At 35.6% G+C, this 26,806-nt stretch carries 17 protein-coding genes and 1 tRNA gene; 8 read left to right on the top strand and 10 right to left on the bottom strand.

Annotated features, from left to right (window positions below):
- Positions 1 to 8: 8 nt before the first annotated feature.
- Complete coding sequence (locus tag FLB_RS07360; RefSeq protein ID WP_064715319.1) at positions 9 to 956, bottom strand: bifunctional riboflavin kinase/FAD synthetase; 948 nt, start codon at positions 954 to 956, stop codon at positions 9 to 11.
- A gap of 335 nt (positions 957 to 1,291) precedes the next feature.
- Here FLB_RS07360 and FLB_RS07365 point away from each other — a divergent pair, with 335 nt between their 5' ends.
- Positions 1,292 to 3,952, top strand: a complete 2,661-nt coding sequence (locus FLB_RS07365; RefSeq protein ID WP_064715320.1) for a reprolysin-like metallopeptidase — start codon at positions 1,292 to 1,294, stop codon at positions 3,950 to 3,952.
- 58 nt (positions 3,953 to 4,010) lie between these two features.
- On the opposite strand, the gene pth is transcribed toward FLB_RS07365, so the two are convergent.
- The 3 genes from pth to FLB_RS07380 form a co-directional block, all read right to left on the bottom strand.
- The gene (pth, locus tag FLB_RS07370) at positions 4,011 to 4,580 is read right to left on the bottom strand and encodes an aminoacyl-tRNA hydrolase (protein ID WP_157490577.1); all 570 of its coding nucleotides are present in this window, start codon (positions 4,578 to 4,580) and stop codon (positions 4,011 to 4,013) included.
- A 373-nt stretch (positions 4,581 to 4,953) separates the two neighbouring features.
- Positions 4,954 to 5,565, bottom strand: a complete 612-nt coding sequence (locus FLB_RS07375) for a 50S ribosomal protein L25/general stress protein Ctc (protein ID WP_064715322.1) — start codon at positions 5,563 to 5,565, stop codon at positions 4,954 to 4,956.
- Positions 5,566 to 5,684: 119 nt separating this feature from the next.
- Entirely contained in the window at positions 5,685 to 6,626 is a 942-nt protein-coding gene (locus FLB_RS07380) for a ribose-phosphate pyrophosphokinase (RefSeq protein ID WP_064715323.1), read from the bottom strand.
- A 282-nt stretch (positions 6,627 to 6,908) separates the two neighbouring features.
- Here FLB_RS07380 and FLB_RS07385 point away from each other — a divergent pair.
- Positions 6,909 to 6,988: transfer RNA gene (locus FLB_RS07385), tRNA-Leu, on the top strand.
- A gap of 189 nt (positions 6,989 to 7,177) precedes the next feature.
- Here the strand turns inward: FLB_RS07385 and FLB_RS07390 are convergent.
- The 4 genes from FLB_RS07390 to FLB_RS07410 all read right to left on the bottom strand — a co-directional run bounded on the left by FLB_RS07390 (position 7,178) and on the right by FLB_RS07410 (position 16,360).
- Complete coding sequence (locus FLB_RS07390; protein ID WP_197488947.1) at positions 7,178 to 9,193, bottom strand: hypothetical protein; 2,016 nt, start codon at positions 9,191 to 9,193, stop codon at positions 7,178 to 7,180.
- A 329-nt stretch (positions 9,194 to 9,522) separates the two neighbouring features.
- On the bottom strand, positions 9,523 to 11,223 hold the full coding sequence (locus tag FLB_RS07395; RefSeq protein WP_157490578.1) for a RagB/SusD family nutrient uptake outer membrane protein: 1,701 nt from the start codon (positions 11,221 to 11,223) through the stop codon (positions 9,523 to 9,525).
- A 25-nt stretch (positions 11,224 to 11,248) separates the two neighbouring features.
- On the bottom strand, positions 11,249 to 14,488 hold the full coding sequence (locus tag FLB_RS07400) for a SusC/RagA family TonB-linked outer membrane protein (RefSeq protein WP_082923240.1): 3,240 nt from the start codon (positions 14,486 to 14,488) through the stop codon (positions 11,249 to 11,251).
- 873 nt (positions 14,489 to 15,361) lie between these two features.
- A complete protein-coding gene (locus FLB_RS07410; RefSeq protein WP_064715327.1) occupies positions 15,362 to 16,360 on the bottom strand; it encodes a GntR family transcriptional regulator in 999 nt (332 codons plus the stop codon).
- Positions 16,361 to 16,484: 124 nt separating this feature from the next.
- On the opposite strand from FLB_RS07410, the gene FLB_RS07415 reads away from it, so the two are divergent.
- The 6 genes from FLB_RS07415 (at position 16,485) to FLB_RS07440 (ending at position 24,943) form a co-directional block, all read left to right on the top strand.
- Entirely contained in the window at positions 16,485 to 17,504 is a 1,020-nt protein-coding gene (locus tag FLB_RS07415) for an aldose epimerase family protein (protein WP_064715328.1), read from the top strand.
- 38 nt (positions 17,505 to 17,542) lie between these two features.
- The gene (locus tag FLB_RS07420) at positions 17,543 to 19,741 is read left to right on the top strand and encodes an alpha-galactosidase (RefSeq protein ID WP_064715329.1); all 2,199 of its coding nucleotides are present in this window, start codon (positions 17,543 to 17,545) and stop codon (positions 19,739 to 19,741) included.
- A gap of 121 nt (positions 19,742 to 19,862) precedes the next feature.
- The gene (galK, locus tag FLB_RS07425; protein WP_064715330.1) at positions 19,863 to 21,032 is read left to right on the top strand and encodes a galactokinase; all 1,170 of its coding nucleotides are present in this window, start codon (positions 19,863 to 19,865) and stop codon (positions 21,030 to 21,032) included.
- Between the two features lie 108 nt (positions 21,033 to 21,140).
- A complete protein-coding gene (locus tag FLB_RS07430; RefSeq protein WP_064715331.1) occupies positions 21,141 to 22,190 on the top strand; it encodes a UDP-glucose--hexose-1-phosphate uridylyltransferase in 1,050 nt (349 codons plus the stop codon).
- A gap of 1 nt (position 22,191) precedes the next feature.
- A complete protein-coding gene (galE, locus tag FLB_RS07435) occupies positions 22,192 to 23,205 on the top strand; it encodes a UDP-glucose 4-epimerase GalE (RefSeq protein ID WP_064715332.1) in 1,014 nt (337 codons plus the stop codon).
- Positions 23,206 to 23,254: 49 nt separating this feature from the next.
- On the top strand, positions 23,255 to 24,943 hold the full coding sequence (locus FLB_RS07440) for a sodium:solute symporter family transporter (RefSeq protein ID WP_064715333.1): 1,689 nt from the start codon (positions 23,255 to 23,257) through the stop codon (positions 24,941 to 24,943).
- Positions 24,944 to 25,048: 105 nt separating this feature from the next.
- Here the strand turns inward: FLB_RS07440 and FLB_RS07445 are convergent, their stop codons facing one another.
- Positions 25,049 to 25,489: a LexA family protein gene (locus FLB_RS07445; RefSeq protein WP_064715334.1), complete on the bottom strand. Its 441-nt coding sequence runs from the start codon at positions 25,487 to 25,489 to the stop codon at positions 25,049 to 25,051.
- Positions 25,480 to 26,754 carry a Y-family DNA polymerase gene (locus tag FLB_RS07450; protein ID WP_064715335.1) on the bottom strand — a complete coding sequence of 425 codons (1,275 nt, stop codon included), beginning with the start codon at positions 26,752 to 26,754 and terminating at the stop codon, positions 25,480 to 25,482. Before FLB_RS07450 ends, FLB_RS07445 begins: the two co-directional genes overlap by 10 nt.
- Positions 26,755 to 26,806 lie beyond the last annotated feature (52 nt).

Genomic DNA, 26,806 nt, shown 5'->3' on the forward strand with positions numbered 1-26,806 from the left:
ACGTAAGATTAACTTTTACTGTGCAAATTATAAGCCGCTATAAAGTCTCTTGAATTGCTTTCGTCTTGTGCTAATTGGGCTTTCAGAAAGTCAATATTCTGAAATTTATGTTCCCAACGCAAGCGGTGTAGGATAGAAATTTTAAGTTCTTGGTGGTATACATCTTTGTCAAAATCTAAGAAATGAACTTCTATACTTTGTTTTTCTCCACCTACAGTAGGATTAAAACCAATATTCATCATGCCATAAACAGTTTGGTTATCGATGAGGCTTTTTACTACATATACTCCGTTTTTTGGTATCAGTTTAAAATCTTCAGCAATGTCAATGTTGGCAGTAGGGAATCCAATGGTTCTTCCTAATTGTTTTCCTCTAATTACTTTTCCGGAAATGGGATATGGATAGCCCAAATAGGTGTTGGCTAAAGTTATTTCGCCTTCCATAATGGCATTTCTTATTTTGGTAGAGCTTACCGAAATAGCGTTGATTTCTTGGGCTGTAATTTGTTCTACCTCAAATCCATAGGATTTGCCGTACATTATTAAGTCATTAATATCGGCGGTTCTGTTTCTTCCAAAGCGGTGGTCGTAACCAATAATTATTTTTTGAATATTAAAGCGATGCACCAAAATATCTCGAACAAATTCTTCGGCAGTTAATTTAGAAAAAGTAGTGTCAAAAGGATGTATGACTAAATTTTCTATTCCCAATTGCTCTAATAATTCAATTTTTTCAGCAATCGTATTGAGTAATTTTATATCCGATTTTTCTTGAAGCACCATTCTTGGGTGTGGAAAAAAAGTAAGGACTACACTTTCATAAGCTCCGTTCAAGGTGCTTTGAGTTACTTTATTTAATATGGTTTTGTGTCCAAAATGTACCCCGTCAAAAGTACCTAAAGTTAGTATCGTTTTTTTAGTAGCAACAAATTCGCTTATGGAGTGAAAAATCTTCAAAATGACTAATTTAAAAGTTGCAAATTTATACTATCTATTTTAAAAGAAACAAGATCTAAAGTATCATTTTCAAAATATCCATAGCAGATTTTAGATTAAGTCATTAGTGGGATACTATTTCCTGTCTTCTATTGCAAGAACCCGTAAAGTTTACAGCATTGAATTTCTTGTTTTTTGTCTCAATGGTGCTGAAAAATACTTGAGTATGACTTATGTTTTGTTATTTTTGTTTATTTTTTTTGAAATAAAATATAACAATTTTTTCTTTTTTAGAAAAAAACCGTGAGGCCATCAAGATAAATGTAGTAACTTTAAGTTCTCAAAATCACCATTTAATGAAAAAAAAGATACTTTTTTTAGTTTTATTTTGCGTTGCTGTTTTTGCACAAGCCCAAAATAGAGTGTTTTGGAAGCCTATTTCGAAAGCTTCAATTGCTAGTCGAAGTCTTTCTCAACAAGAGGAAAGAGAAAATGAAGGGCTGTACGAGTTAAATGCTCAGTTTTTTAAATCTACTTTAGCTTCGGTTAAAGTGAAAACCTATGATCAAGCGACAGAGGAAATAAGTTTGCCGAATATTTTTGGAAAAATAGAACGTTTTTTAGTCTGGGAATCTTCTAATTTTGATCCGATTTTACAGGCGCAATTTCCCAATATTCAATCATTTAGTGGAAAAGGTATTACGGATCCCAATGCAACAGTTTATTTTAGTGTTTCAGACTACGGAATTCAAACTATGGTTTTGCGTAATAATGGTCAACCAGTTGAGTTTATGGAACCCATAAAAGGAGAAACTCATAAGTATGTGTTGTATCAATCTGATAAAAAGGCCAAAGGAGAATTGCCTTTTAGTTGTACTACAGAAGAAAAAGTTTTGGCTTCTACCTTAATGTCTAAGTCAACGATTACTATGGCGAGTGATCGTGTTTTTCGTACGATGCGTTTGGCCTTGTCTTGTACTGGTGAATATACGGCTTATCACAAAGGAACTGTTCAAGGCGCTTTGGCTGCTATGAATGCTACCATGACAAGAGTCAATGGGGTTTTTAATAGGGATTTGGCTTTAAAATTGGTTATCATTGCCGATAATAGTAAGGTTATTTATACGAATGCATCAACCGATCCTTATACAGCAGTTACTGGAGGAAAAGCGCCAACTGTATGGAATCAAGAACTACAAACAACTTTAACGAATGTTATTGGTGAATCAAATTATGACATTGGTCATTTATTCGGAGCTTCAGGAGGTGGTGGAGATGCAGGTTGTATTGGTTGTGTGTGTGATTCTGGTAAAGGTAGTGCCTTTACTTCCCCTTCAAATAATAAACCTGAAGGAGATACATTTGATATTGATTTTGTGGCGCATGAATTTGGCCATCAGTTAGGTGCAACCCATACTTTTTCGCATGATATTGAAGATACCGGAACGAATGTAGAGCCTGGAAGTGGTTCGACCATCATGGGATATGCTGGAATTACCGATTATGATATTCAATCCAATTCTGATGATTATTTTGCTTTTGCGAGTATTAATCAAATTCAAGAAAATCTAGCTACCAAAACATGTCCTGTTCCAACAGCTATAACTACTGCAATATTTGGGGTAAATGCTGGGCCTGATTATACCATTCCTAAAAGCACTCCATTTGTGTTGAAGGGAACTACTAGCGGAACTACCACAAGTGCTTTTACTTATGTTTGGGAACAAAATGATACGGCGATTACTACATCTAGGGCAAATAGTTTAGCCATTGCAGATAAGGCAGATGGTCCTTTGTTTCGTTCTTTTCAACCAACAGCTTCATTGAGTCGCTATTTTCCTTCTTATGAAAAAGTTTTAATCAATAAATTTATCAGTTCTTGGGAGTCATTAAGCAGCATTGGTAGGACAATGAGTTTTGTTTTTACCGCACGAGATAATGCTGCTTTGGGTTCGGGACAAACCGCTTCTGATCAAATGTTGGTAAACGTGAGTAACACAGCAGGTCCTTTTGAGGTGACTTCTCAAGCTACTGCGGATTTGAGCTGGATTCAAGGGGCTACTCAAGCCATTACTTGGAATGTAAATGGCGCCAATGCTTTGCCTGGGGCATCCAATGTAAATATCAAATTGTCTACGGATGATGGACTCACTTTTCCAATCACTTTGATTTCTAATACACCCAATGACGGGTCGCAGTCGATTGTTGTGCCTGAAGTAAGTGCTTTAAAGTGTAGGGTTTTGGTAGAGCCTACAAATTCTATTTTTTATTCAATAAATCCAATTTCTTTTGCTATTGGCTATACTACTGTTTCGGCTTGTAATACATATCCTTTTGCAACTCCAGTTACTATTCCAGATGGGGTAAACACTTATACCACAAGGCAAATTGAAGTCCCAGCTGATTTAGGAATAATTACTAATGTTGAGGTTGAGGTTGCGCTTTCTCATTCTTTCATGTCCGATGTAGAGTTAGAAATTGTAAGTCCCCAAAATACTACGGTTCGATTGTTGCAAAGGGTTTGTGGCGATTCTAAAACCCCATTAATATTAAAAATTGTTGATAGTGGAGAAGCTCTAGATTGTGCCAATAGCGCTTTGCAAATAATCAAGCCTAATGATGTATTAAGTGGTTTTAATGGTCAAAATTCTGCGGGGACATGGCTTTTACGAGTGAGAGATGCTTATAAAAACGATGGTGGTACTATTACTTCGGCTTCGGTGAGAATTTGTACTCTAAAGGCGACCTTGAGTACTAAATCGTTAGGTATTGCTGATCTCAAATTATTTCCTAATCCTTCTAACGGTAGTTTTAAAGTTGAATTTCTTAGTGTTTCTAATTTGCCTGTCGAGGTCTCAGTAGTGGATTTGTTAGGGCGAAAAGTATATCAAAAACAATATGGAAAAACGACCAACTTTAGTGAGACCATCGATTTAAAGAAGATAATGGCAGGAGTATATATCGTAACTGTCGAAGATGGTGATAGAAAAGAAGTGAAGAAAATAGTCATTCAATAATGGCGTGGTAGGTTTTAAAATAAAAAAAGGGAAACAAATTAATCATGTTTCCCTTTTTTTATTTTCCGTTGAAGCTATTCATCGTATTGTTGAGTCCGGCGGTGCCGAATGATTTGATAATTTCTGTGCTTATTTCTAATCGTTCCGGAAGTGCTGCTTTTTCTTGTTCGTCCCATTCGCCTAAGACATAATCTACTTGTTGACCTTTTTTGAATTGGTCACTTATGCCAAAACGAAAGCGCGTATAATTTTGTGTATTTAGGATAAGGTTGATGTTTTTTAATCCGTTGTGGCCGCCATCGCTTCCTTTGCCTTTGATGCGTATTGTTCCAAAGGAAAGATTGAGGTCGTCTGTAATGACCAGGATGTTTTCAAGCGGAATGTTTTCTTGGTCCATCCAGTATTTTACTGCTTTTCCGCTCAAGTTCATATAGGTGTTGGGTTTTAAAAGCAAGAACGTTCGGCCTTTGAACTTGTATTCGGCTAAAGCTCCAAGCTTTACCGTTTGAAAATCTAGACTTTCTTTTTTAGCCAAAAAATCCAGCACTTTGAAACCGATGTTGTGACGGGTATTGACATATTCGGCGCCAATGTTGCCTAATCCTACTATTAAAAACTTTTTACTCACTTTCTTAATTTTGTTTTTGGTGTCCGTGAACCGCTAGTTTCATTTTACTTTGTATTCCTGCTTTTTCGTGATGAAAACAAAATTTGGTTCCTTTTATAATGCTGCAAAAATAGTGTATTTAGTGCAGAAGTTAAATTGAAAGTCTATAATTGTTATGGAAAGGAGTCGTGTAGCATAGCCCTGATGGGAGCGGCATCCTTTGCTGACGGGGTTCGGCAGTAAAGATATAGCGGACAGCAGGAGGATTCGTGATTAATAGAAGTGATGTGTGCTTCTAATTAAAATTATGAATTATAGAACCTGAAACAAGTTCAGATTAAAAAAAAAGCGCCAGTTGAGTAACTGACGCTTTGATATAATGATTGAAAAAAAATTATTTTTTCTTTCCTTTTGCAGGAGCTTTTGCTGCTTTTGCTGCTTCTTGAGCTGCTTTCATAGCCGCACGAGAGATCTTCACTTGACAAATTACTGTGTTGTCTGGGTGCATGATTTTGAAGTTTGGTGTAGGTACTTTAGTAACGTACAATTTGTTACCCATTTCAAGTGGAGTAATGTCAGCTTCAACAAAATCAGGAAGATTTTTTGGTAATGCTTTTACTTTTAATTTACGGTTGTTCATACGTAAATCACCACCAGCCATAACACCTTTAGAGTTACCAATAACTTTTACAGGTACTTCCATTGTAATTTCTTTATCCTCGTGGATTTGGAAAAAGTCAATGTGTAAAATTTTGTCAGATACTGGGTGTACTTGGATGTCTTGTAACACAGCATTGAAAGATTTACCGTTTCCAAGTTCAATCACAACTGTGTGTGCGTTTGGAGTGTAAACCAAGTTTTTGAAAGCTTTTTCTTCTGCTGAGAAATGCACCGCTTGATTTCCTCCGTATAACACGCAAGGAACCGCTCCAGCATTACGTAAGGCTTTAGTTGACACTTTGCCCACGCTTTCTCTTTCTGATCCTTTAATTGTAATCGATTTCATTGTAAATATTTATATAGTTATTAATTAAACTCTTCTTTTGTAGTGATTAGTAATTGGTTATTAGTGATTAGCCTTGTTTTTTTTGCTAATGACTAATGACTAAGTGCTATTCACTAATGCTACATTATAAATTTCCCACTAATGGAATTGTTGTGGTGTACCATGTGCATTACTTCTGCAAAAAGTGGTGCACAACTCAATACTTTTATTTTATTAGATTCTTTTCTTAATGGAATAGAATCCGAAACGATTAACTCGCTTAATTTTGAATTTTCTATTTTTTCGTAAGCGCTACCAGACAAAATTGCGTGTGTACAAATGGCTCTTACGCTCAATGCACCTTTTTCAATCATCAAATCGGCTGCTTTTGCTAATGTTCCTCCAGTATCGATCATATCGTCTACTAAGATTACATTTCTTCCTTTAACTTCACCAATCAATTCCATGGTATCAATTACGTTAGCCATTTTTCTTTGTTTGTAACAAATAACAACGTCTGATTCTAGGAATTTAGAATACGCATAAGCTCTTTTTGAACCTCCCATGTCTGGTGAGGCGATAGTCAAGTTTTCTAATCCTAGGCTTTTTACATAAGGCAAAAAGATTGTAGAAGCGAATAAATGATCTACCGGTTTTTCAAAGAAACCTTGAATTTGATCCGCGTGCAAATCCATGGTCATGATTCGGGTTGCCCCTGCAGCATCTAATAAATTAGCTACTAATTTGGCTCCAATTGGAACTCTTGGTTTGTCTTTTCGGTCTTGTCTTGCCCAACCAAAATAAGGAATTACTGCTGTAATGTGTCTTGCTGAAGCTCTTTTGGCTGCATCAATCATCATTAATAATTCCATCAAATTGTCTGCCGTTGGGAATGTAGAACAAACGATAAAAACACGTAATCCTCTAATTGATTCTTCGTAGGAAGGTTGAAATTCTCCGTCGCTGTATTTAGCTAAGGTAACTTTTCCTAAAGGAATTCCGTAATTTTTTGCAATTTGCTCTGCAAGATATACACTTTGTGAACACGCAAAAATTTTAGCTTCTGGTTCTAGGTGTGACATGTAATTTGTTGTTTTATTCCGCTGCGCTTACAATGGTGCTTTAATAATCAATTAAAGCGTTCTCGCTGTATTTGCCTCGGGAGTAGTTAGTTAGTGTGTGTCGTTTTAACGAGGTGCAAATTTATAAAATTTATTCAACACTGAAAGGAAAAAATTAAGTATTTTTTGTTGAAGATTTAATTTTATTTTTTACATTTGCACCGTGTTAAAGAAAAAGATACTTAGCTACCACTAAATATCTCTTTATTGCGAGAAATAACTGTTGTTATTTCAGTCTGCTAAGCCCGGATGGCGGAATTGGTAGACGCGCTGGTCTCAAACACCTGTGGGAAACCGTGCCGGTTCGACTCCGGCTCCGGGTACTTAAAAACCTCCTAATCGATTGATTAGGAGGTTTTTTTATTTTTTCTGAGGACTAAATGGGATCAAGTTCAAAAGTTGGGGATCAAGCAAAAAGATTGGATAATCTGAATAAGAAGACCTCATATTATGTTCAAAAGTTTGGGGCTTATCCGTTTTTTTTCTTTTTTTAATGGATAGTTGGTTTTCTATTATAGATTGACATTAATCTTATCTCCCTCTTTAATCAATGTATTGATTATTATTTTTTGACCATCAGATATTGTGATCTTAAGCTTTTTATCTATTCTTTCAACGGTGATATCAAAATCTCGTTCGAATGCATGAATATGTAGGAGTTTCATAAAGGGCCAAGATTTTGGAAGACGTGGAGTGAAGTTGAAACTTTGAAAACCTGTAGGTCGGATGCCAAACAATCCTTCGGTAAAAATTCTACAATATAATCCGCTCTCTGCCGAAAGATGTCGTTGATCACCTTCAGGGTAAGCTTCTACAGGATATGGAACATGCTCACCCAATAATCGGCGATTAGAATAGTAATGTAAAAAATCTAGTGCTTTGTCCGTTTCTCCTGCAGCCAAAACTCCCCTTAATGCATATAAAGTTGATCGATCCCAAAATATTTTATCTCCAGCAAGGCTCGCAAGACCATCTTTCGTCCATAATCTTGGAGAAAATAAAGCGGCAATAGTGCCTTCTTTTCTATCATAAATATCCATGGCAAGTGGAGTACATATCCATGCTCTAAGAATATCATTCTCTTTGTAATATTTATAGGTTGCGAATCCTTCTACATTAGATCCGAAATATTTTTCAATTGCTATTTTTAGTTTCTTAGCCTCAGCTTTGTATTTTTTAAGTTGAGTTTCAGGTTTGCTCAAGGCTTTTCCGAGATATATAGCTGAATTAAGTGCATCATAGTATAATGAAGATGTATTGAGATTAGCTGTTCCGGCGGGAAGACGCCCTTCTAATTCATCAGAATCGGAAGTTACAACACCCTCGGCGTTCATTTTTTTATGACAATATTCTAAACACCATTCAATTAATGGCCATAATTGTTTAGCTTCCTCTTTGTTTCCTTTGGATAGTGCAAAGCGTGAAGCGCCATATGCGATCATAGCGGCATCACCACGGTCACCAGCTCCATCCCATATATCTGTTCCTTCGGCAATGATAGAGCTAGGAATGGGCTTGTATTCTTTATTTATATATTTTGCAAATTGAGCATACGCATTTGATGAAGCTTTGTTTCCATAGTCATATCCAAGATAAGGAAAAAAAGGTCCGATGTATTCGGCTTGGTCATTGGCCCAAATTGCCGCATAATAAGATTCACCTCCTGGTCCATGCATGGGTCCTCCTTTGGTTTCGAAAATGCTTTCTGAGGCTCGTAATTTGGCAAAGTTAAATTCTGTATTTAATACTGGATCGGGTGTTTCTAAAACCAATTTATTTGAAAGTTCACGGACTAATGCAAGGCGTTTGTTTTTTTCAATCTCTACATTTACTTTCGGCGGCTGTTCATTTGCTTTAGCTCCAGCGTAAAAAACAGAAAAAGAAATGACTTCATTTGATTTAAGATTAAAATTGCCGTTATTATAAAGATCTACATACAAGTTGTAACTGCCTTCTGTTCCTTTTGTAGGATCGGAGGTATAAACCATATTAGATTTTGGGATTTCTATGGCGCAGGTTTTTTTCGATATGTTTTTTATAGAATAAATTTCGCAATAGCCCGCCAAGGTTGTTGATGGAAAAAATTGTCGGGTTAGTTCAAGTGTATTGCCGGCTATACTCTTAACTAGCAATGTGCCATTAAGCGTTAATGCAATTACTTTTTCGGACGTAATTGGTTTGTAATTTACGGTTACCAAATCGAAAGCATCTTGAGAAAATTGTCGTGTAAGACTTGCGTGGGTGTTATTAGGGATTGTTCTAAGCATAGGCCAAACTAAGCTACGCGTAGCATGAAAAGAACCATCGGCTGCAACACCGTACCGCAGGACACAGGAAATTTTTTCCCCACTCATTTCTATATGATCGTCATGAGGGATGGAGTTATTGTTGATTTGCCAAGAAATTGAACCGTCTTGTTCGATTTGCCATCGACGGTCTTCTTGCGCAAAAGATTGATTCATTATGAAACAAAAAGTAACCATGGCAAGTAAAAAATAGTTTCGTTTTGTCTTGAGAGATTGGTTCATTAATTTATTTTGTTAGTGTGTTTTTATTAATTATAAGGTGTTTGCTTGATTTGTTGTTTTAGCCAAGACAAAGATTTTTTTTTTTATTATTTAATCCAAGTTTTTCCATGCCAATGCTTAGTTATAAAAGTTAAGGCATTTAGTTTTAATCTACTTTAAAATCATAGTTGATCATTGAATAGTACCCTTCTTTGCGTTATGTTTTACTTGTGTATTATGGCAAATTTTAATAAACAAACCCACACAATTTATATGGTGGGTTTGAGTAATCATCAGTTTATAAAGTTAGTTCTTTATTACCAATGAGAGTTTGGGGTAAAATGATTTTATTAATTATAACCTGGATTTTGAACAAGACCAGTTCTGTTTATTTCGTCTCTTGGAATAGGTAATAAATAGTGTTCAGGTTTAAAAATTCTGTCCTGAACTTTTTTATAAGTGTATGTTCTTGTTCCGTTACTACTTTTAGTAATAATCACTCCCATCAAAGGTTTGTTCTCAGTTATTTGGGCGATTTTCCAACGACGAACATCGTAATATCGGTGCCCTTCTAAGCATAATTCTACTTGTCTTTCATTGCGGATTTTATTTTCTAAAGATGTGCCGGTTAGTCCTGCTAATGGTGTTGTTATTCCTGCACGTCTTCTGATTAAATTTAAGTACTGAATAGCGGTGCTTTCGTTACCAATTTTGAATTGTGCTTCAGCATAATTAAGGTAAATTTCGCCTAAACGAGAAATAATCCAAGCTTTGTTTGTTTGTGTTTCCGTATTATAGTTATAGGTAGTATCGCAATATTTGCGAAAAGCATAACGTGTTTCACTATTGTTCCAAGTGTCCCATCCTTGGGGAGAATCGAGACCTCCTTCGTAAAATTCTGCTTTGTTTGAATGGCCAGCATCATAACGATCTTGAAAAAATTCTGGTTTGCCATAAGCACGACCATCGTAAACAATATTTTTGTAAAAACGAGGGTCTCTGTTTGAGTAAGGGTTTTGAGGGTCATACCCTGATGTAGGGTCTGTAATATCTTTACCGTCAGCGGTTCCAAATGCGTCTATTAAGCCTTGGCTTGGTGCAAAAGAAGCCCAGCCATGAAATCCACTTGGTGACAAGAAGGTTTCTACTCCATTATAAGCACTCCATTGTGGGTCTTTACTAGATAAACGAGAGGAAATAATTTCTGAATTATTAGTTGTAAAAATATCTGGATAGTTTTTGTCATATAATTGATAAATATTTAAATCAATTACAGCTTTTGCAGCATCTGATGCTTTTTTCCATTTGTTGATGTCATTAGACGTATTCCATTGTGGGCTGGCAGCATAAAGTAGTGCTCTTGATTTTATAGCAAGTGCTGCCCCTTTTGTGATTCTACCAAGGCTAGAAGTTGTTAATGGTAATAGAGCAGTAGCTTTGTCTAGTTCTGTAGCTATAAAATCGATTGATTGGTCGTATGTACTACGGTCAACTTTAAAATTACTATTTAAGTTAAAGGGTTCGGTAATTATTGGAACTCCACCATAGTCGCATGTCAATTTAAAATAGGCGTAAGCTCTTAAAAAAAGTACTTCTCCTTTTAATCGATTTCTCCAAGCTTCATCTCCAGGGACATTATCAATTTTGGATAGAAAAATATTGCAATTTTGAATAATAGAATAGGTAGGTTTCCAAATGTCAAAATCATAAGCATTGTCAGCAGTGAGAGCTCCAGCATTAATTGTCGATGAATTATAGTCATCAAATTTATTATACGCTTCATCACAAGAAGCTGATAAAGCCCAACTGCGATTTGTTCTATCGTTCCAATTGTGCTGTGTTGTTGGTAACACATTATAAAGATTATTCGCAAAGGCTTCTGCTAGTTTTAAATCATTCCATACTGTTACATCTGTGTATGAATCTAATGGAACCTTGTCTAAGGGGTCTTCATTACAAGAGATGAGAGTTGTAATTGCTATAAAAACAAAAGCAACAATGAATGCCTTATTTTTTGTATTTATTAGCTTATTGGGTTTAAAATTTTTCATAATATATTGTTGTTTTGTTGCTTTATTATAATTCAATACTTAGGCCTATTCTAAAAATACGGGTTTGAGGGTAATTCACTCCTGTTCTATTATTGGTTTCAGGATCTATATTATATTTTTTCATATTGTCAATAGAAAACAAATTTGTTCCACCAGCATAAAATCTAGTATGTGATATTCCGTATTTTGCAAGAATTTTTTCTGGTAAAACGTAAGATATTTCTAAAGATTTTAAGCGAAAGAAAGAAGCGTCTCTGAGCCAAAAATCGGCATCAATATTATTTCTTGTATCTGTATCATTGAATGCTACCGGATAGGGAGCATTAGGATTGTCTGCTGTGTATCTTCCGTTGTATAACCAGGTTGGGGGCGCAACAATAGATCCTTGTGCTTGCGGGAGTATCATTTGTTTGGCTTTTGATTGCCCTGTCCATAGTACATCTATTGATACTCTTTTGTATTCAGCTCTCATAGGGATTCCGTAGGCTATTTTTGGCGTAGCTGATTGTGGAATTCTAACTTTATCGTTTGAGGTGATGTTACCGTCATTATCCGTATCTTTTACCCAAATATCACCTGGTTTTGCACCTTGAAGATGAGGTGAGTTGTCCACTTCGTCTTGTGAGCGATAAATTCCGTTGGTTTGGTAAACTAACCATGAATCAATTGCTTTTCCAGTTGATTTTTGCCATTCTGGAATATTTGCTGCCTCATCACGAAAGAGTACTTCACTTTGTGCATAAGTGAGATTGAAGCCAATACTGTATTTGAATTCAGATTTTGTTTCAGCATAGTTGATAGACCAATCAAAACCTCTGTTAACAGTTTTCCCAATATTTTCTTTTGGAAGAGCTAAACCTGTGTACAAGGGAACAGATGCATTTCTTGCTGTTAAAATATCAGATCTTTTGTTGTTGAAAAAGTCAAAAGTGGCCGTCAATCGGTTGTTTAAAAACCCAAAGTCTAATCCGATGTTTTTAGAATCTTGTACTTCCCAAGTAATGTTTGGATTTGGCGAAGCTGAAAGATAGATACCATTGTTTAAGGTGTAATCTGATCCAAAATAGGTGTAAAGTTGTTGATTGCTAACCATTTGGTATCTTGTTAGGAATAAGTATTGGTTTGATTGACCGTTACTTCTCATGTCGTCATTCCCCATTTTTCCCCAAGAAGCTCTTATTTTAAGTTGTTCAATTGCTTTTATATTGTTTTTAAAAAAAGGTTCCTCGGATATTTTCCAACCAGCAGATATTGCTGGAAACAAGCCCCAACGGGTAGAAGATGGGAAATTAAAGGACCCATTATAGCGGGAACTAACTTCAGCAAAATATTTATTATTGTAGTTATAGGCTACTCTTCCTAGGTAACTTTCTCTTCCGTCTTGATATGCGCTACCTGTTGCATTTTGACCTTTTGTGCTTCCAGTGAAAATTTGATCGAGTTGATCGCTCAATAAGTCTCTTCTATAGGCATACGTTTCTGTTTTGTTTGTTGTAGTCTGTTCGTATCCCACAAAAGCATTAAATCCGTGTTTGTCAAATTTACGATCGTATGCTAATTTGATGAAATAAGTATTCTGATTAACAATTATCTCATCTTGCATAACACTTGTAATGTTAGTGCTGTTTTTTACGTTGATGTAGCTGTCATTTGTTTTGTCGTAAGAATAGGCATCCCATGGTTTAGTAAATCTTTTTTCACTACGAACATTGTAATCAAATGCGGCATATCCATTTAAGGATAAACCTTCGGTTATTTTTGGTAATTTTAGGTCAAATCCTATTTTGGGATTCACAACAAGATCCATAATTTTATCATAGCCTGCTGCCGATGATGACATTAAAATTGGATTTTTTCCGTTTGCGATTCCTGAAGATGGATAACCATTTTTCCAGTATGCTGGTATAAAAGGGTACATACTAACGGTTTCATGCATTATACTTCCAATGCCTATTGCGGGATAGGTTCTGTCTTCTTTTCGAGTTGCAATATCTAAGTTTACTTTCAAGTTGGATGATATGTTTACGTCGATATTTGATCTTAAATTGAACTGTCTGTATCTTTCATCGCTTTCTCTAAGATTACTTTCTTGGTTTAGATATTGTCCAGAAAAGAAATACTTAACTTGTTCGGTACCTCCGTTTACCGAAAGAGAAATATTAGATTGAGGAGCATCTTTTCTATAGGTTTGTTTTAGCCAATTTGTACTTGTGTAATTCGGATCATTGCCAGCTTTATATTTGTCTATCTCTGATTGTGCATAAGGAAGTGTCGTCCCTCTGTTCGCATTGAGTTCGTTATAGTAAGTCATGTATTGCCAAGCGTTAACTCTTTCGTCCATTCTTGTTAATTGTTGGATGCTATGTGATCCTTCAAATTTGATGGTTGGCGCACTAATTTTTCCTCTTTTAGTGGTAATCAAGATTACTCCATTTGCAGAACGAACCCCATAAATTGCTGCCGACGCATCTTTTAAAATGGTAACTGATTCTATATCATCGGGATTTATCCTATTTAAATCTCGGTCAGGGATGCCATCTACAACTACAAGCGGGCTAGTACCTCCGCCAAAAGAATTGAAACCTCTAATTAATAAACTTGAACTATCGTCACCGGGTCTTCCAGAACGATTATTGGCAATTACGCCTGACACTCGTCCAGCTATACCGTTTGAAACGTTTGCCGAGGCATTTTGGGTTAAGATTGCCCCTTTTACCGTTCCAATTGCGCCTGTTGATGCAGCTTTTTTCTGTGTACCATATCCTACAACAACGACCTCGTTTAAGGTTTGGTTTTGTTCCTGCAACTCAATATTTGTCGCTTCAGAAGCAGGAATTTCTCTAGATAAATAGCCCGTAAATGATACAATTAGAATGCTATTTGCATCAGGTGTTTCAATGGTAAAATTACCATCTAAGTCAGTTCTGGCAGAAATTTTTGTTCCCTTCACATGGATATTAGCACCGGGAAGTGGCTCTCCTTTTCCGTTTGTTATTTTACCTTTAATGGGTGTTTGTTGTAAAGATGAAAAATTTGCTTCTTTAGTTTTTATCCACTCGAAAAAAAATGAATTTGTGCTTATGGTATTATTTGCCAAAGTTGGAGTATTATTTAACCTCAAGATGAAGTTGCTGCCATTTGTTTCTGTTGCTGCCGAAACTTGTAATGTCATGGCTAGCAGGATTCCAGATGTTAGCTTGGTAACTTTCCTGATTTCAGAAGTAAGCCGTTCGTTTTTTGGCTTGTTTTTAATTAAAAATTTCATGATTCAATAATGGTTTTGGTTAGTAATGTACTCCTAATGTGTTCTATTTATCTTTTCGGCATTCGTTTAGAGGAAGAATTAAAAATGCATTTAGCAGTTGTAAATCGTATCGGAGAAAAGACAAATGTGAGTTCCAAAAGTATAAACCTTTTGTTTTTATACACACTAGTACCTACCAGTTTATTTGTGATATGTTTAAAAAAACAATAACATTTAAGAGAATATAGTATTAAAAACGGATAATATATGAATAAAAATTACTTAAGAAGAAACTTTACTAGAACGTGTTTCTTTTATTTTTTTGTACTGTAACAGTCAAGTTTTTATGTTTAAAAAGAGAATCAAAAGGGTTTTTTTACTATTCCTCTTACAAGGGTTTTATGCGGATTAAAAAATGTTTAAATTACAGTTGAATATAGACATTGTTCTATTTTTTAAATTTTTTTGGATTGATATTTATGATCAATAATCTGTCTTAAAATCTTGAATAGAAATTTACAAGTGGGTATATTTTTTTATTTATGAAAAATCAACTTTTACTAAATAGTTTCAAGTGGATAATATAGTACCAAAAAGTATTATTTTTTAAACAAGTTTATGAGTAGAAATATTTTGTTTTTGAAAGCATACCAGTGAGAGAATTATAGTAAGAAGTTAGAACTAAGTTTTGCTTGCTTACTTTTGCTTTGTCCTTTACTATTGGTTTGGGAATATTACAAGTTAATACTAGTACCCGTTGGGTGAAATTCAAAAAAACAATTTCACCCAACGGGTTAATAGTACAAAAAAAACACACCTCTTGGATGTGTTATTGTACAAATGGCTATTTTGTTGGTGAGCTATAGTCCATTCGAAAACAGTTTGAATTTTATACTATAATGAATTTCTAAGGATTAAGGTGCATTTGTTTTCTATTTGCCCTTTTTTACCTTTTAAAACCATCTCGGCTAGAATCCTACCCATAGCCTCAAAATCGGTAGAAATTGTGGTGATGCCGTTTCCAACTATTTTTTTTAGAGCCGTTTCATTGTATGAGATAATTCCAAAATCTTCGCTCAATTTTAAGTTTTGTAGTTTAGATTTTTCAATAACATCAACCAGATCTCTATCATTTGGAATTATATAGGTTTCCCCAGTATTAATATCTCTCCCTTTAAACTGTGGAATAATTTCGTACTCAAAAGAATAATCAGCGCAAAAATTTTCAAAACCTTTTTTCATTCCTTCGGGTTCTCTGAAGCCAGGAAATATTAAAATTAGTTTTTTATACTTGTTTAAATGAGATTTTCCTTTTTGTAAGGCATCGTAAATATCTTTTTGGTGATTTTGAAATACGGCGGGGAAGGATTCTAATGCTAAGTTGGTTTGATCCAATATAAATACTTCATTCACCGGTAGGGTTTTTATGATTTCTGCTGTATTAGGCAAATTGGTTGGCATTATGATATACTTTGTATAATTACCATTGCTTTCAGTGATTAACTTGCGAAACATTTGGTAGTTAAAATGATGAAAAAAAATATCGACCTGAACGTTTTTTCCAATACTTTCCATAAATGAATTGTAGATGTCTTCTTTAAAGATATTTAACTCATCAAATAATAAAAAAATCCTTTGTTTTATAGTAACCTCAAGGCTTTTTACATAATAGCCTTTTCCTGGGATGGCATAAATAATACCTCTTTTTTTTAGCTCTTCATAGGCCTGTAAAACGGTATCTCGTGATAAGGTAAAGGCAATACAAATTTTATTTATCGAAGGTAATTTCTCGTCTTTTTTTAATTTTTTTTCTTCGATTGCCTTTTCAATAGAATAAACAATCTGTCTGTATTTAGGTATTCCTAGGTTGTTTTGAATGGAAATTATGTTCATAAAAATATTTTTTTTGCAAGATATAAAAAAACTAGTAGGTACCGGTATGTGACAATATCTTAATGTTCTATTTTTGAATTTCATTTTTCGTAATAAGCAATAAAAAAATATTCAGAACAGTATTATGGGGTCTTCTGCAAAATTATTTGGAATCATGTCTGATGGCATTGCCATAGATACTTTTGAATTGATCAATAAAAATGGAATGTGTTTAAGCGTAATCAATTATGGAGCAACGATTACCTCATTAAAAATACCAATAGGGAAAAATAAAAGTGTTGATGTTGTTTTAGGATTTGACAATCTTAAGGCCTATTTGGAGTCTTTTAATTTAAAAAGCGCCCCTTACTTAGGAGCAACAGTTGGTCAATATGCGGGTCGAATCAACAACGGAATTTTTGAATTGAATGGTAAACTATTTCATTTGAATAAAAATAACAATAATCATTCACTTCACGGAGGCAATTTAGGCTTTAGTAATGCAGTTTGGGCTATTAAAAATAGAAGTCATGGAGAAAATCCCTCGATAACTTTAAGGTTCAACTGCCAAAACAATTATGAAAATTATCCAGGAGATTTAACAGTAGAACTAACCTATACATTGTCTGAGGAGAATGAGTTAGTTATTGAATATAATGCTACATCCACTGAAGATACCATTGTGAACTTAACCCATCATAGTTATTTTAATTTGAACGGACATCATTCGGATGTTTCCAATCAGGAACTATATATTAATTCTAATCAAATTTTGGAAGCAACAAATGAGAATATTCCAACTGGGAATTATTTAAATTTAACTAATTCTACTTATGATTTTTCTTCCTTCAAAGAATGTCCTACCCAAATCGACACAACATTTGTTTTAAACAAAGAACAAGAATTGGCGGCTTGCTTAATTAGCCCAAAAAACAAGCTAAAAATGGCTGTTTATACAGATCAACCAGCGGTACATGTTTATGTTGGGGGAAACTGCGAAGCAATAAAAGGAAAAGAGAATGTGCTTTATCATTCTTTAAGTGGAATTTGTTTTGAAACCCAAAATTTTCCTGATGCTCCTAATCATAAACATTTTCCGAGTGCTGTCCTCAAAAAGAATGAGAGTTACAAACACAAAACCATCTATAAATTTGAAATTCTTTAAATACAAGTAACTACATACATTATCGCTATACAATTTCAATGAAAAAAATAATACTATTAGTAGCCCTTACAACATTTTTTTGTAATGCTAATGCTCAGGATCGCCAAATTCAGATTGAAACTCAAAGTACAGCTTTGATTCTAAAGGCAGGTAAGAACGGTTTGCTTTATCAATCCTATTTAGGTACAAAACTAAATGGTAATTCGGGATATATCCTACTTTCTAAGGAAAGTACGAAATCATTTGTAGTAAATGACGGGAATCCATTGGTCAATTTAAGACATCAAGCCTATCCAACATTTGGAACAGACAATTTATTTGAGTCGGCGATTCGAATGACACATAATGACGGGAATCCATCACTAGAATTAGTGTATGTAAGCCATCGTACAGCAAAAATAGATGGCAATACTACTGAAACCATTATTCAACTACAAGATTTGGCATATCCCGTAGAAGTAACACTACATTATAAAGCCTATTTTAATGAAAACGTAATTGAACAATGGACCGAAATTAAGCATCACGAAAAGAAACCAGTGATGCTATATAACTATGCTTCTTCAATGTTGCATTTTGATGCAGATCATTATTGGTTAACTCAATTTCATGGAGATTGGGCCAAAGAAGTTCGTATGCAGGAAAGTAAATTGACCAGTGGTACAAAAGTAATCGACTCAAAATTAGGAGTTCGTAATAATATGTACCAAACACCAGTTTTTTTCTTGGCTTTGAATTCTAAAGCCGACGAAAATTCGGGAGAGCTTGTGGCAGGAACAATTGCTTGGTCTGGAAACTTTAAGCTTTCTTTCGAATTAGATCATAAGAATGCACTCCGAGTAACTTCTGGAATCAATCCATTTGCTTCAGAATACAGTCTTCAGCCTGAAAAAACATTCATTACGCCATCATTTATTTATATTTTTTCCAATAAAGGAAAAGGGCAGGCGAGTCGCAACTTACATGCATGGGCTAGAAAGTATGGAATAAAAGATGGAGAAAAACCTCGATTAACTCTACTAAATAATTGGGAAACCACTTTTTTTAATTTTGATGAAAAGAAATTGTCAGACATGTTTGTGGATTCAAAAACGCTTGGTGTTGATATGTTCTTATTGGATGACGGTTGGTTTGGAAACAAATACCCTCGAAGTGGCGACAAATCTGGTCTTGGTGATTGGCAAGCCACCAAAACAAAACTACCAAATGGTCTCGGTTTCTTGATGAAAGAAGCAGAGAAAACAGGAGTCAAATTTGGAATTTGGATAGAACCTGAGATGGTAAATCCTAAAAGTGAATTATATGAAAAACATCCAGATTGGATATTGAAATTACCCAATAGACCAGAAAATTATTATCGCACCCAATTGGTTTTGGATTTATGCAATCCGAAAGTGCAAGATTTTGTATTCAAAACTGTAGATGACATTATGCAAACTAATTCAGGTGTAGCTTTTTTTAAATGGGATTGCAACCGAATGATGACCAATGCATATTCTACTTATCTAAAAAATCAACAATCGCATTTATTTATTGAATATACCAACGGGCTCTATAAAGTTTTAGAACGAATTAAAACAAAATACCCCAATCTACCTATGATGCTTTGCTCAGGTGGTGGTGGAAGAACGGATTATGCATTCCTCAAATATTTTACCGAGTTTTGGGCCAGCGACAATACCGATCCATTTAATCGAGTATTCATACAATGGGGGTATTCACAGTTTTTTCCAGCCTTTTCGATTTGCAATCACGTAACATCTTGGGGAAATCAATCCATTAAATTCAAAACCGATGTTGCCATGATGGGTAAACTCGGATTTGATATTAATGTGAGGGAACTTAAAGAAAAAGAATTAGTATACGCCAAGGAAGCTGTTGTCAACTATAAACGTTTGAGCCCAGTAATTTGGTATGGCAATTTGTATCGACTTATTTCTCCTTACGACGAAAGCCGTGCTGTATTGATGTATGTTAACGAGGCGAAAAGTAAAGCTGTTTTATTCTCTTATACACTTCATCCGCTTTATGATCCGCAATACAATTCTGTTCGTTTTCAAGGTTTAGATCCAAATAAAACCTACAAAGTGGAAGAAATAAATGTAATGCCTGACGGGAAAAAATATCTCGAAGAATCGGGAGAATCCTTTACTGGAGATTTTCTAATGAATGTTGGTTTGAGCGTTTCTTCATCAAAGGTAGAATCGAGTGTAGTTCTTGAAATTACTGAAATATAAAGAATCACCGAAATCTATTTTTTTCTTAATACTAGCTAATCATTAATATACCAAAACATCATTTCTCAAAGGAAAGAAAATAAAGAAAGTTTTGCTTGAGCTTTTGATTAAATTAAAATAAATGAAGGACGCATTAATACAAAAAACGACGGCTTTTTTTCAGGAAACATTTGGTAAGGTACCCGAAAAAATAGTGCTTTCTCCAGGAAGAATTAATATTATTGGAGAGCATATCGATTACAACGATGGTTTTGTCTTACCTGCTGCTATAGATAAGATTATTTGCTTTGCTTTCGAAAAAAGTAATACCACTACTTCTCGAATCGTGGCTATCGATTTGAATCAAGAATTTGAAATCGATTTGTCGAAATCGATTCAACTCAGTTCAACCGTTTGGCACAATTACATTTTAGGGGTTTTGAAGCAGCTACAAGACAATGGATTTGATTTTAGTGGAGTCAATTGTGTATTTAGTAGCAACATTCCGGTAGGCTCTGGATTGTCGTCTTCGGCTGCTTTAGAATGTGGTTTCCTTTTCGGAATGCAATCACTTTTCAATCTAGACATTAGCCAACAAAATCGCGCATTGATGAGCCAAAAGGCAGAACATTGGGTGGGAATCAATTGTGGTATTATGGACCAATTTGCTAGTGTGCATGGATTAGAAAATAAGGTCATTAAACTGGATTGCAATACCTTGGAATTTGAGTACCACAATGCTGATTTTAAAGACTATGCTTTGGTGTTATTTGACAGCAACGTGAAGCATTCCTTGTTTACGTCGGCGTATAACAAAAGGAGGGAACAATGTGAGGAAGGTTTAGCGGTTATCAAAGCTAGTTTTCCTGAAATCAAAAGTTTCAGAAATTGTTCCGAAGCACAACTGTTGACTTTGAAAGACAAAATGGATGCTGTTGTTTTTACACGCGTGCATTATGTAGTAAAAGAAATTGCTCGTGTGTCTAAAGCCTGCGAAGCTTTGGATGCTGGAAATATGGAGCTTTTGGGGCAATTGCTTTTTGAAACACACGATGGTTTGTCTAGAGAATACGAAGTGAGCTGCCCCGAGTTGGATTATTTGGTCGAATTGGCCTTAGCCGATGATGTCGTAATAGGTTCCCGATTGATGGGCGGTGGTTTTGGTGGCTGCACCATCAACTTGATTAAAAAAGGAAAAGAAGAAGCCGTTAAACAAAAATTTGCTCAATTGTACCAAGAAAAATGGAACATTGAGTTAAAAACCTACGATGTTAAAATCGGAAACGGTACATCCTTATATAAGCCTTCATAACTAATAAAAAACTTAACGCTGATTCTACAGATTTGCACAAATTTTTAAGCACAAAATTAATCTGTGATAATTCGTGAAATCTGTGTCAAAAAACATAAAATGAATAGCATGAAAAATTTTGATATCAACGAAGACCCACATAGACGTTTTAATCCCTTAATCAACGAATGGGTTTTGGTTTCTCCCCACCGTGCAAAACGCCCTTGGCAGGGACAAAACGAAGTTGTTACTTCTGAAACATTACCAGAATGCGACTCAGAATGTTACTTGTGTGCTGGTAATGTTCGAGCTAACGGAATGGTTAATCCTAAATATGAAGATTGTTTTGTCTTTGAAAATGATTTTGCTGCGCTGAAACAAGAACCCATTGCTTTTGAAGAAAACAATGCGCCTACTTTTTTTAAAGCAAAACCAGAACGAGGTATTTCAAAAGTCGTGTGTTTTTCACCAAAACACAATTTGACCCTACCTGAGATGAGTGTCAAGGCTATTGAAAACATTATTCATACTTGGCAAATGGAGTATACGTCTTTAGGTAAAATAGAGTATATTAATCATGTTCAGATTTTTGAAAATAAGGGGAGTATCATGGGGTGCAGTAATCCGCATCCGCACGGGCAAATTTGGGCACAATCGTCTTTGCCTACTTCAGTAGAAAAAACACAGCATAATCTAAAGGCCTACTATGATTTACAAGGAAGAAATCTTATCCAAGATTATTTACAAGAAGAATTAAAATTAAACGAAAGAATAGTCTTAGAGAATGACCATTTTGTGGCTTTGGTTCCTTTTTGGGCTGTTTGGCCTTTTGAGACTTTGATTGTCAGTAAACGCCATATCCTTAAAATAACGGATTTTTCTTCCTCCGAAACCTATGCATTTGCTACAATGCTTAAGCAATTAACTATTAAATACGATAACCTTTTTGAAACTTCATTTCCTTATTCTTCGGGGATTCATCAGGCGCCTACAGATGGTCAAAAACATCCAGAATGGCATTTTCATATGCATTTTTATCCGCCGTTGCTCCGCTCAGCTTCGGTAAAGAAATTTATGGTAGGTTACGAAATGTTGGGCGAGTCACAGCGTGATATTACTCCAGAGAAAAGTGCTGAGGTTTTGAGAGGATTGTCAGTAGTTCATTATAAAAACAAATAAGATGCAAATAGTAGTCACAGGAGGTTTAGGTTTTATAGGTTCGCATACGGTGGTTGAACTACAAAATGAAGGCTATGAGGTAATCGTGATTGATAATTTATCGAATTCGTCTATTGATGTTTTGGGCGGAATTGAAAGAATCACAGGAAAACAGCCAATTTTTGAACAGATTGATTTAAGAGAAAAAGCGGCAGTACAAGCTTTTTTTGCCAAATATACTGAGGTTACAGGAGTGATTCATTTCGCTGCCTCCAAGGCGGTGGGCGAGAGTGTTCAAAATCCTTTATTGTATTACGAGAACAACATTGCTTCTTTGGTTTATCTTTTGCAAGAATTGCAAAAAAAGCCAGAAGCTCATTTCATTTTTAGTTCCTCTTGCACGGTTTATGGTCAAGCCGAAGTGATGCCTATTGCAGAAACTACGCCGATTCAAGCTGCGATGTCTCCTTATGGGAATACCAAACAAATAGGGGAAGAAATCATTGCCGATGTGACCAAAGTAAGTGGACTCAATGCTATTTTGCTGCGTTATTTTAACCCAATTGGCGCGCATCCTTCTACCGAAATTGGAGAGTTACCAATTGGAGTTCCTCAAAATTTAGTCCCTTTTATTACACAAACCGGAATGGGTTTACGCAAAGAGCTGTCCGTCTATGGCAATGATTATCCTACTGTTGACGGTACTTGTGTGCGAGATTACATCCACGTAGTAGATTTGGCCAAGGCGCATGTAGTGGCTTTGCAACGCTTGTTGGATAAGAAAAATGAAACTTCTTTAGAGGTCTTCAATTTAGGAACGGGTAAAGGAAGTTCTGTACTCGAAGTGATTACAGCTTTTGAAAATGTGAGCAAACAAAAGCTACCGTATACCATCGTACCAAGACGAGAAGGCGATGTCACCGAAGCCTATGCTAATACAGAAAAGGCCAATAAAATACTAGGCTGGAAAACAGCAGCAACCCTAGAAGAAGCTATCGAAAGCGCTTGGAAATGGGAACAGAATAGTAGAAAATAATCTTTTACAACTGCCAAAATTAAAATAATAACCAAATAAAAATTACCCAATGAATGCATTACAACTATATGATTATCTCGTTTTTCTATTCTATTTTTTGATTGTTGCTGGCTATGGCTACTATGTTTACAAACGTAAGCAGGTTCAGTCAGTATCAGCATCGCACGATTATTTTTTAGCAGAAGGCTCTCTTACCTGGTGGGCAATTGGTACTTCTTTAATTGCTTCTAATATTTCTTCGGAACAATTCATTGCTATGTCTGGTAATGGTTTCAAAATGGGTTTAGCCATTGCTACTTATGAATGGATGGCTGCTTTGACCTTGATTATTGTTGCAGTTTTCTTTATTCCTGTGTATCTCAAGAATAAAATTTATACGATGCCCCAATTTTTGAGTCAACGTTATAATGGTAATGTGGCCATGATTATGGCTGTTTTTTGGTTGTTGTTGTATGTGATTGTGAATTTAACATCTATTTTATATCTAGGAGCTTTGGCTATTAATGGAATCTCAGGTATTCAATTGGATTTGTGTATGTATGGTTTGGCTTTTTTCGCAATCGTTATTGCTTTAGGAGGAATGAAAGTTATTGGGTATACCGATGTTATTCAAGTAGTTTTTTTGATTTTTGGAGGATTAGTAACTACTTATTTAGCTTTGAATAAAGTTGCAGAACTCAACGGACAAACCGGTATGGTCGAAGGTTTTAATTATATGTTCAACCAATCTGGAGATCACTTTCATATGATATTTGATCGTAATAATCCCAATTATCCTAGCTTACCAGGTTTAACCGTCCTTTTGGGAGGAATGTGGATTGTAAATTTGAATTATTGGGGTTGTAACCAATATATTACCCAACGTGCTTTGGGGGCAGATTTGCAAACCGCTCGAAGCGGAATTTTATTTGCGGGTTTCTTAAAATTATTGATGCCTATTATCGTAGTGCTTCCTGGTATAGCAGCTTATGTTATTCACATGAAAGGCGGATTACAAACCGAGATGCTCGATGCGGACGGTATTTTGAATCCAGACAAATCATATCCTGTATTGTTGAATTTATTGCCTGTAGGTCTTAAGGGATTGTCCTTTGCGGCTTTGACTGCTGCTGTTGTTGCATCATTGGCAGGAAAAGTAAATAGTATTGCTACCATTTTTACCTTAGATATTTTTAAGAAAAAAATAAACACGGAGGCTTCTGAAAAGCAATTGGTTCGTGTGGGGAAAATCACGGTTGTTGTAGCGATGCTTGTAGCCGCAGTAATCGCTCCCTTTTTAGGTATTGATAAAAAAGGAGGCTTTGAGTTCATTCAAGAATACACAGGTTTTGTGAGTCCGGGTATTTTTGCCATGTTTATCTTAGGTTTCTTTTGGAAAAAAACAAGTTCTAATGCAGCTTTGTTTGCAACGATTGGCGGTTTTGTATTGTCTGTTGTATTCAAATTTTTACCTCAGTTGGTCAATTTAGGATTTTTAAGTGACTACGGTTTCGCTACTTTGGTGGAACAAAAAGACAAAACCATGGCATTTGAAATTCCATTCATAGATAGAATGGGATTTGTGTTTATACTGTGTGTTTTATTAATGGTTGTAATTAGTTTGTGGGACGAAAAACGAGGTATCGTGTCTAAAGGGTTAGAAGTTGACACTAAAATGTTTAAAGTCTCTAATAGTTTTGCAGTTGGTACGCTTATAATTGTTGGTTTATTAGTGGCGCTGTATACTATTTTCTGGTAAAAATAAATGTAGTTAGTTTTTTAAAAAGGTGAAGCCATATGTACGGTTTCACCTTTTTTATTTGGTAACAGCATTACATTGTAATTTTTAAAATGGGTTTGTAGCCTATACTTTTTTAATCACATAAGTTACCATACCCCAAATGATCAATTGGTTTTCTTCGGTAACTAGAATGGGTTTATAGCTGGGATTTTCGGGCAGCAAATACATACAATCCTTCTCGACTTGAATGCGTTTTACGGTAAATTCGCCGTCAATGCAACAAATTGCAATTTTATTGTTTTTGGGTTCCAAACTTCGGTCAACGACCAATACATCTTTGTCATTGATACCAGCATCAATCATAGAATTGCCTTTGACTTTAATGTAAAATGTAGCCAATGGATTTTCGCTCAATTCTTTGTTCAAATCAATGTTGGTTTCCATAAAATCTGCCGCCGGCGAAGGAAATCCTGCCGAAACGCCCTCATTGATATACGGTATTCGAAGTTCACTTTCGAAGTCTGGACGGAAGAAAGTGAGCTTTTGTTCTTTGTTTACAGACATTGTATTTCGAGTATTTCTTTAAACTTTGTGGTGTATTTTGGTGACAAATGATTTTGATTCATGTTCCAGGTCAGACTCAAATTTTGGGTAGCCAATTTGACCTTGGTCATTCCAATTTTACGATTCAGTTGGTCGATGGTTTGCATCAGAGCCAAATGTTTTGGGTTTTCTTCTTCGAATAAATGCAGTTGTTTTTTGTTTTCGTCAATCAGTTCGGTGACAATTACTCCCGCTTTTTTGAACTTAATGCCTTCGTTACCTCGGTGCAATTCTTTCAGCAATGCGATGGCCGCGTTTGAAATTGTTAGTGTAGAATTGCTTGCGTAGGGTAATGTTATGGCTTTGTTGAAATAGTATTTTGAGGCGTTGACCGAGTGCTTGTCAATGACCAACATTACGATAATGCTATGGCAACAGGAATGTTGTTTGCGTAATTTTTCGGCACAAACTGCGGCAAAAGTTGCGATACGTTCTCTAAGTAAATCAAATTCCGCGATTTGTTTTGGAAAGCTTCTAGTAGTGGCAATGCTCTTTTTTTGAAGCACAACAGGTTCTAAATCTAATACGGATTTGCCTTCTAATTCCTGTTTTAATCTAAGGCCAATAACGCCCATTTCTTTCTTAATCCAAGCTTCGTGTTGCGGTTGTATAAAATCCAATGCGGTTTGTATGTTGCGCAGTTTGGCTTTTTTGGTGGTACGATACCCAATGCCCCAAACGTCTTCAATTTTGGTCCATTTTAGGGCTTTGATGCGTTTTTCTTCGGAGTCAATAACATAGGCGCCTTGGGTGCGATCTTGAAATTTTTTAGCAATTTTATTAGCGACTTTAGAGAGTGCTTTGGTTTTGGCAAAGCCAATGCTGACCGGAATTCCCACCCATTTTTGTACTCGGGTTTTCATCTGAAGGCCGTAGCTGTGGTAGTCCTCAATCGAAAGGCCATCAAAATTCAGGAAGGCTTCGTCTATACTGTAAATTTCTATATTCGGTGTGAACTGATTCAATATGTTCATCACTCGATTACTCAAATCACCGTACAAAGGATAATTGGAGGAAAAGACAGCGACCTCTTTCTCTTTAATTAGGTCTTTAATTTGGAAGGCAGGTGCACCCATAGGAATGCCAACCGCTTTGGCTTCATTACTTCTAGAAATCACACAACCATCGTTGTTGGATAATATCGCAACCGGTTTTCCGTTGAATTTCGGCTGAAAAACACGTTCACAAGAAGCATAGAAATTATTACAATCGACTAAAGCATACATAGCACAAATTTACAGCATTCGAACTGCCGTAAGTAGCTAACGATAGTTAATT

Source organism: Flavobacterium succinicans (assembly GCF_001662485.1).
In the GTDB taxonomy this organism is placed as follows: Bacteria; Bacteroidota; Bacteroidia; order Flavobacteriales; family Flavobacteriaceae; genus Flavobacterium; species Flavobacterium succinicans_A.

Coding starts and splice junctions, on each gene's coding strand:
- FLB_RS07365 (WP_064715320.1), top strand. CDS start 1,292: ATGAAAAAAAAGATACTTTTTTTAGTTTTATTTTGCGTTGCTGTTTTT.
- FLB_RS07375 (WP_064715322.1), bottom strand. CDS start 5,565: ATGAAATCGATTACAATTAAAGGATCAGAAAGAGAAAGCGTGGGCAAA.
- FLB_RS07380 (WP_064715323.1), bottom strand. CDS start 6,626: ATGTCACACCTAGAACCAGAAGCTAAAATTTTTGCGTGTTCACAAAGT.
- FLB_RS07390 (WP_197488947.1), bottom strand. CDS start 9,193: ATGAACCAATCTCTCAAGACAAAACGAAACTATTTTTTACTTGCCATG.
- FLB_RS07395 (WP_157490578.1), bottom strand. CDS start 11,223: ATGAAAAATTTTAAACCCAATAAGCTAATAAATACAAAAAATAAGGCA.
- FLB_RS07400 (WP_082923240.1), bottom strand. CDS start 14,488: ATGAAATTTTTAATTAAAAACAAGCCAAAAAACGAACGGCTTACTTCT.
- FLB_RS07410 (WP_064715327.1), bottom strand. CDS start 16,360: ATGAACATAATTTCCATTCAAAACAACCTAGGAATACCTAAATACAGA.
- FLB_RS07415 (WP_064715328.1), top strand. CDS start 16,485: ATGGGGTCTTCTGCAAAATTATTTGGAATCATGTCTGATGGCATTGCC.
- FLB_RS07420 (WP_064715329.1), top strand. CDS start 17,543: ATGAAAAAAATAATACTATTAGTAGCCCTTACAACATTTTTTTGTAAT.
- galK (WP_064715330.1), top strand. CDS start 19,863: ATGAAGGACGCATTAATACAAAAAACGACGGCTTTTTTTCAGGAAACA.
- FLB_RS07430 (WP_064715331.1), top strand. CDS start 21,141: ATGAAAAATTTTGATATCAACGAAGACCCACATAGACGTTTTAATCCC.
- galE (WP_064715332.1), top strand. CDS start 22,192: ATGCAAATAGTAGTCACAGGAGGTTTAGGTTTTATAGGTTCGCATACG.
- FLB_RS07440 (WP_064715333.1), top strand. CDS start 23,255: ATGAATGCATTACAACTATATGATTATCTCGTTTTTCTATTCTATTTT.
- FLB_RS07445 (WP_064715334.1), bottom strand. CDS start 25,489: ATGTCTGTAAACAAAGAACAAAAGCTCACTTTCTTCCGTCCAGACTTC.
- FLB_RS07450 (WP_064715335.1), bottom strand. CDS start 26,754: ATGTATGCTTTAGTCGATTGTAATAATTTCTATGCTTCTTGTGAACGT.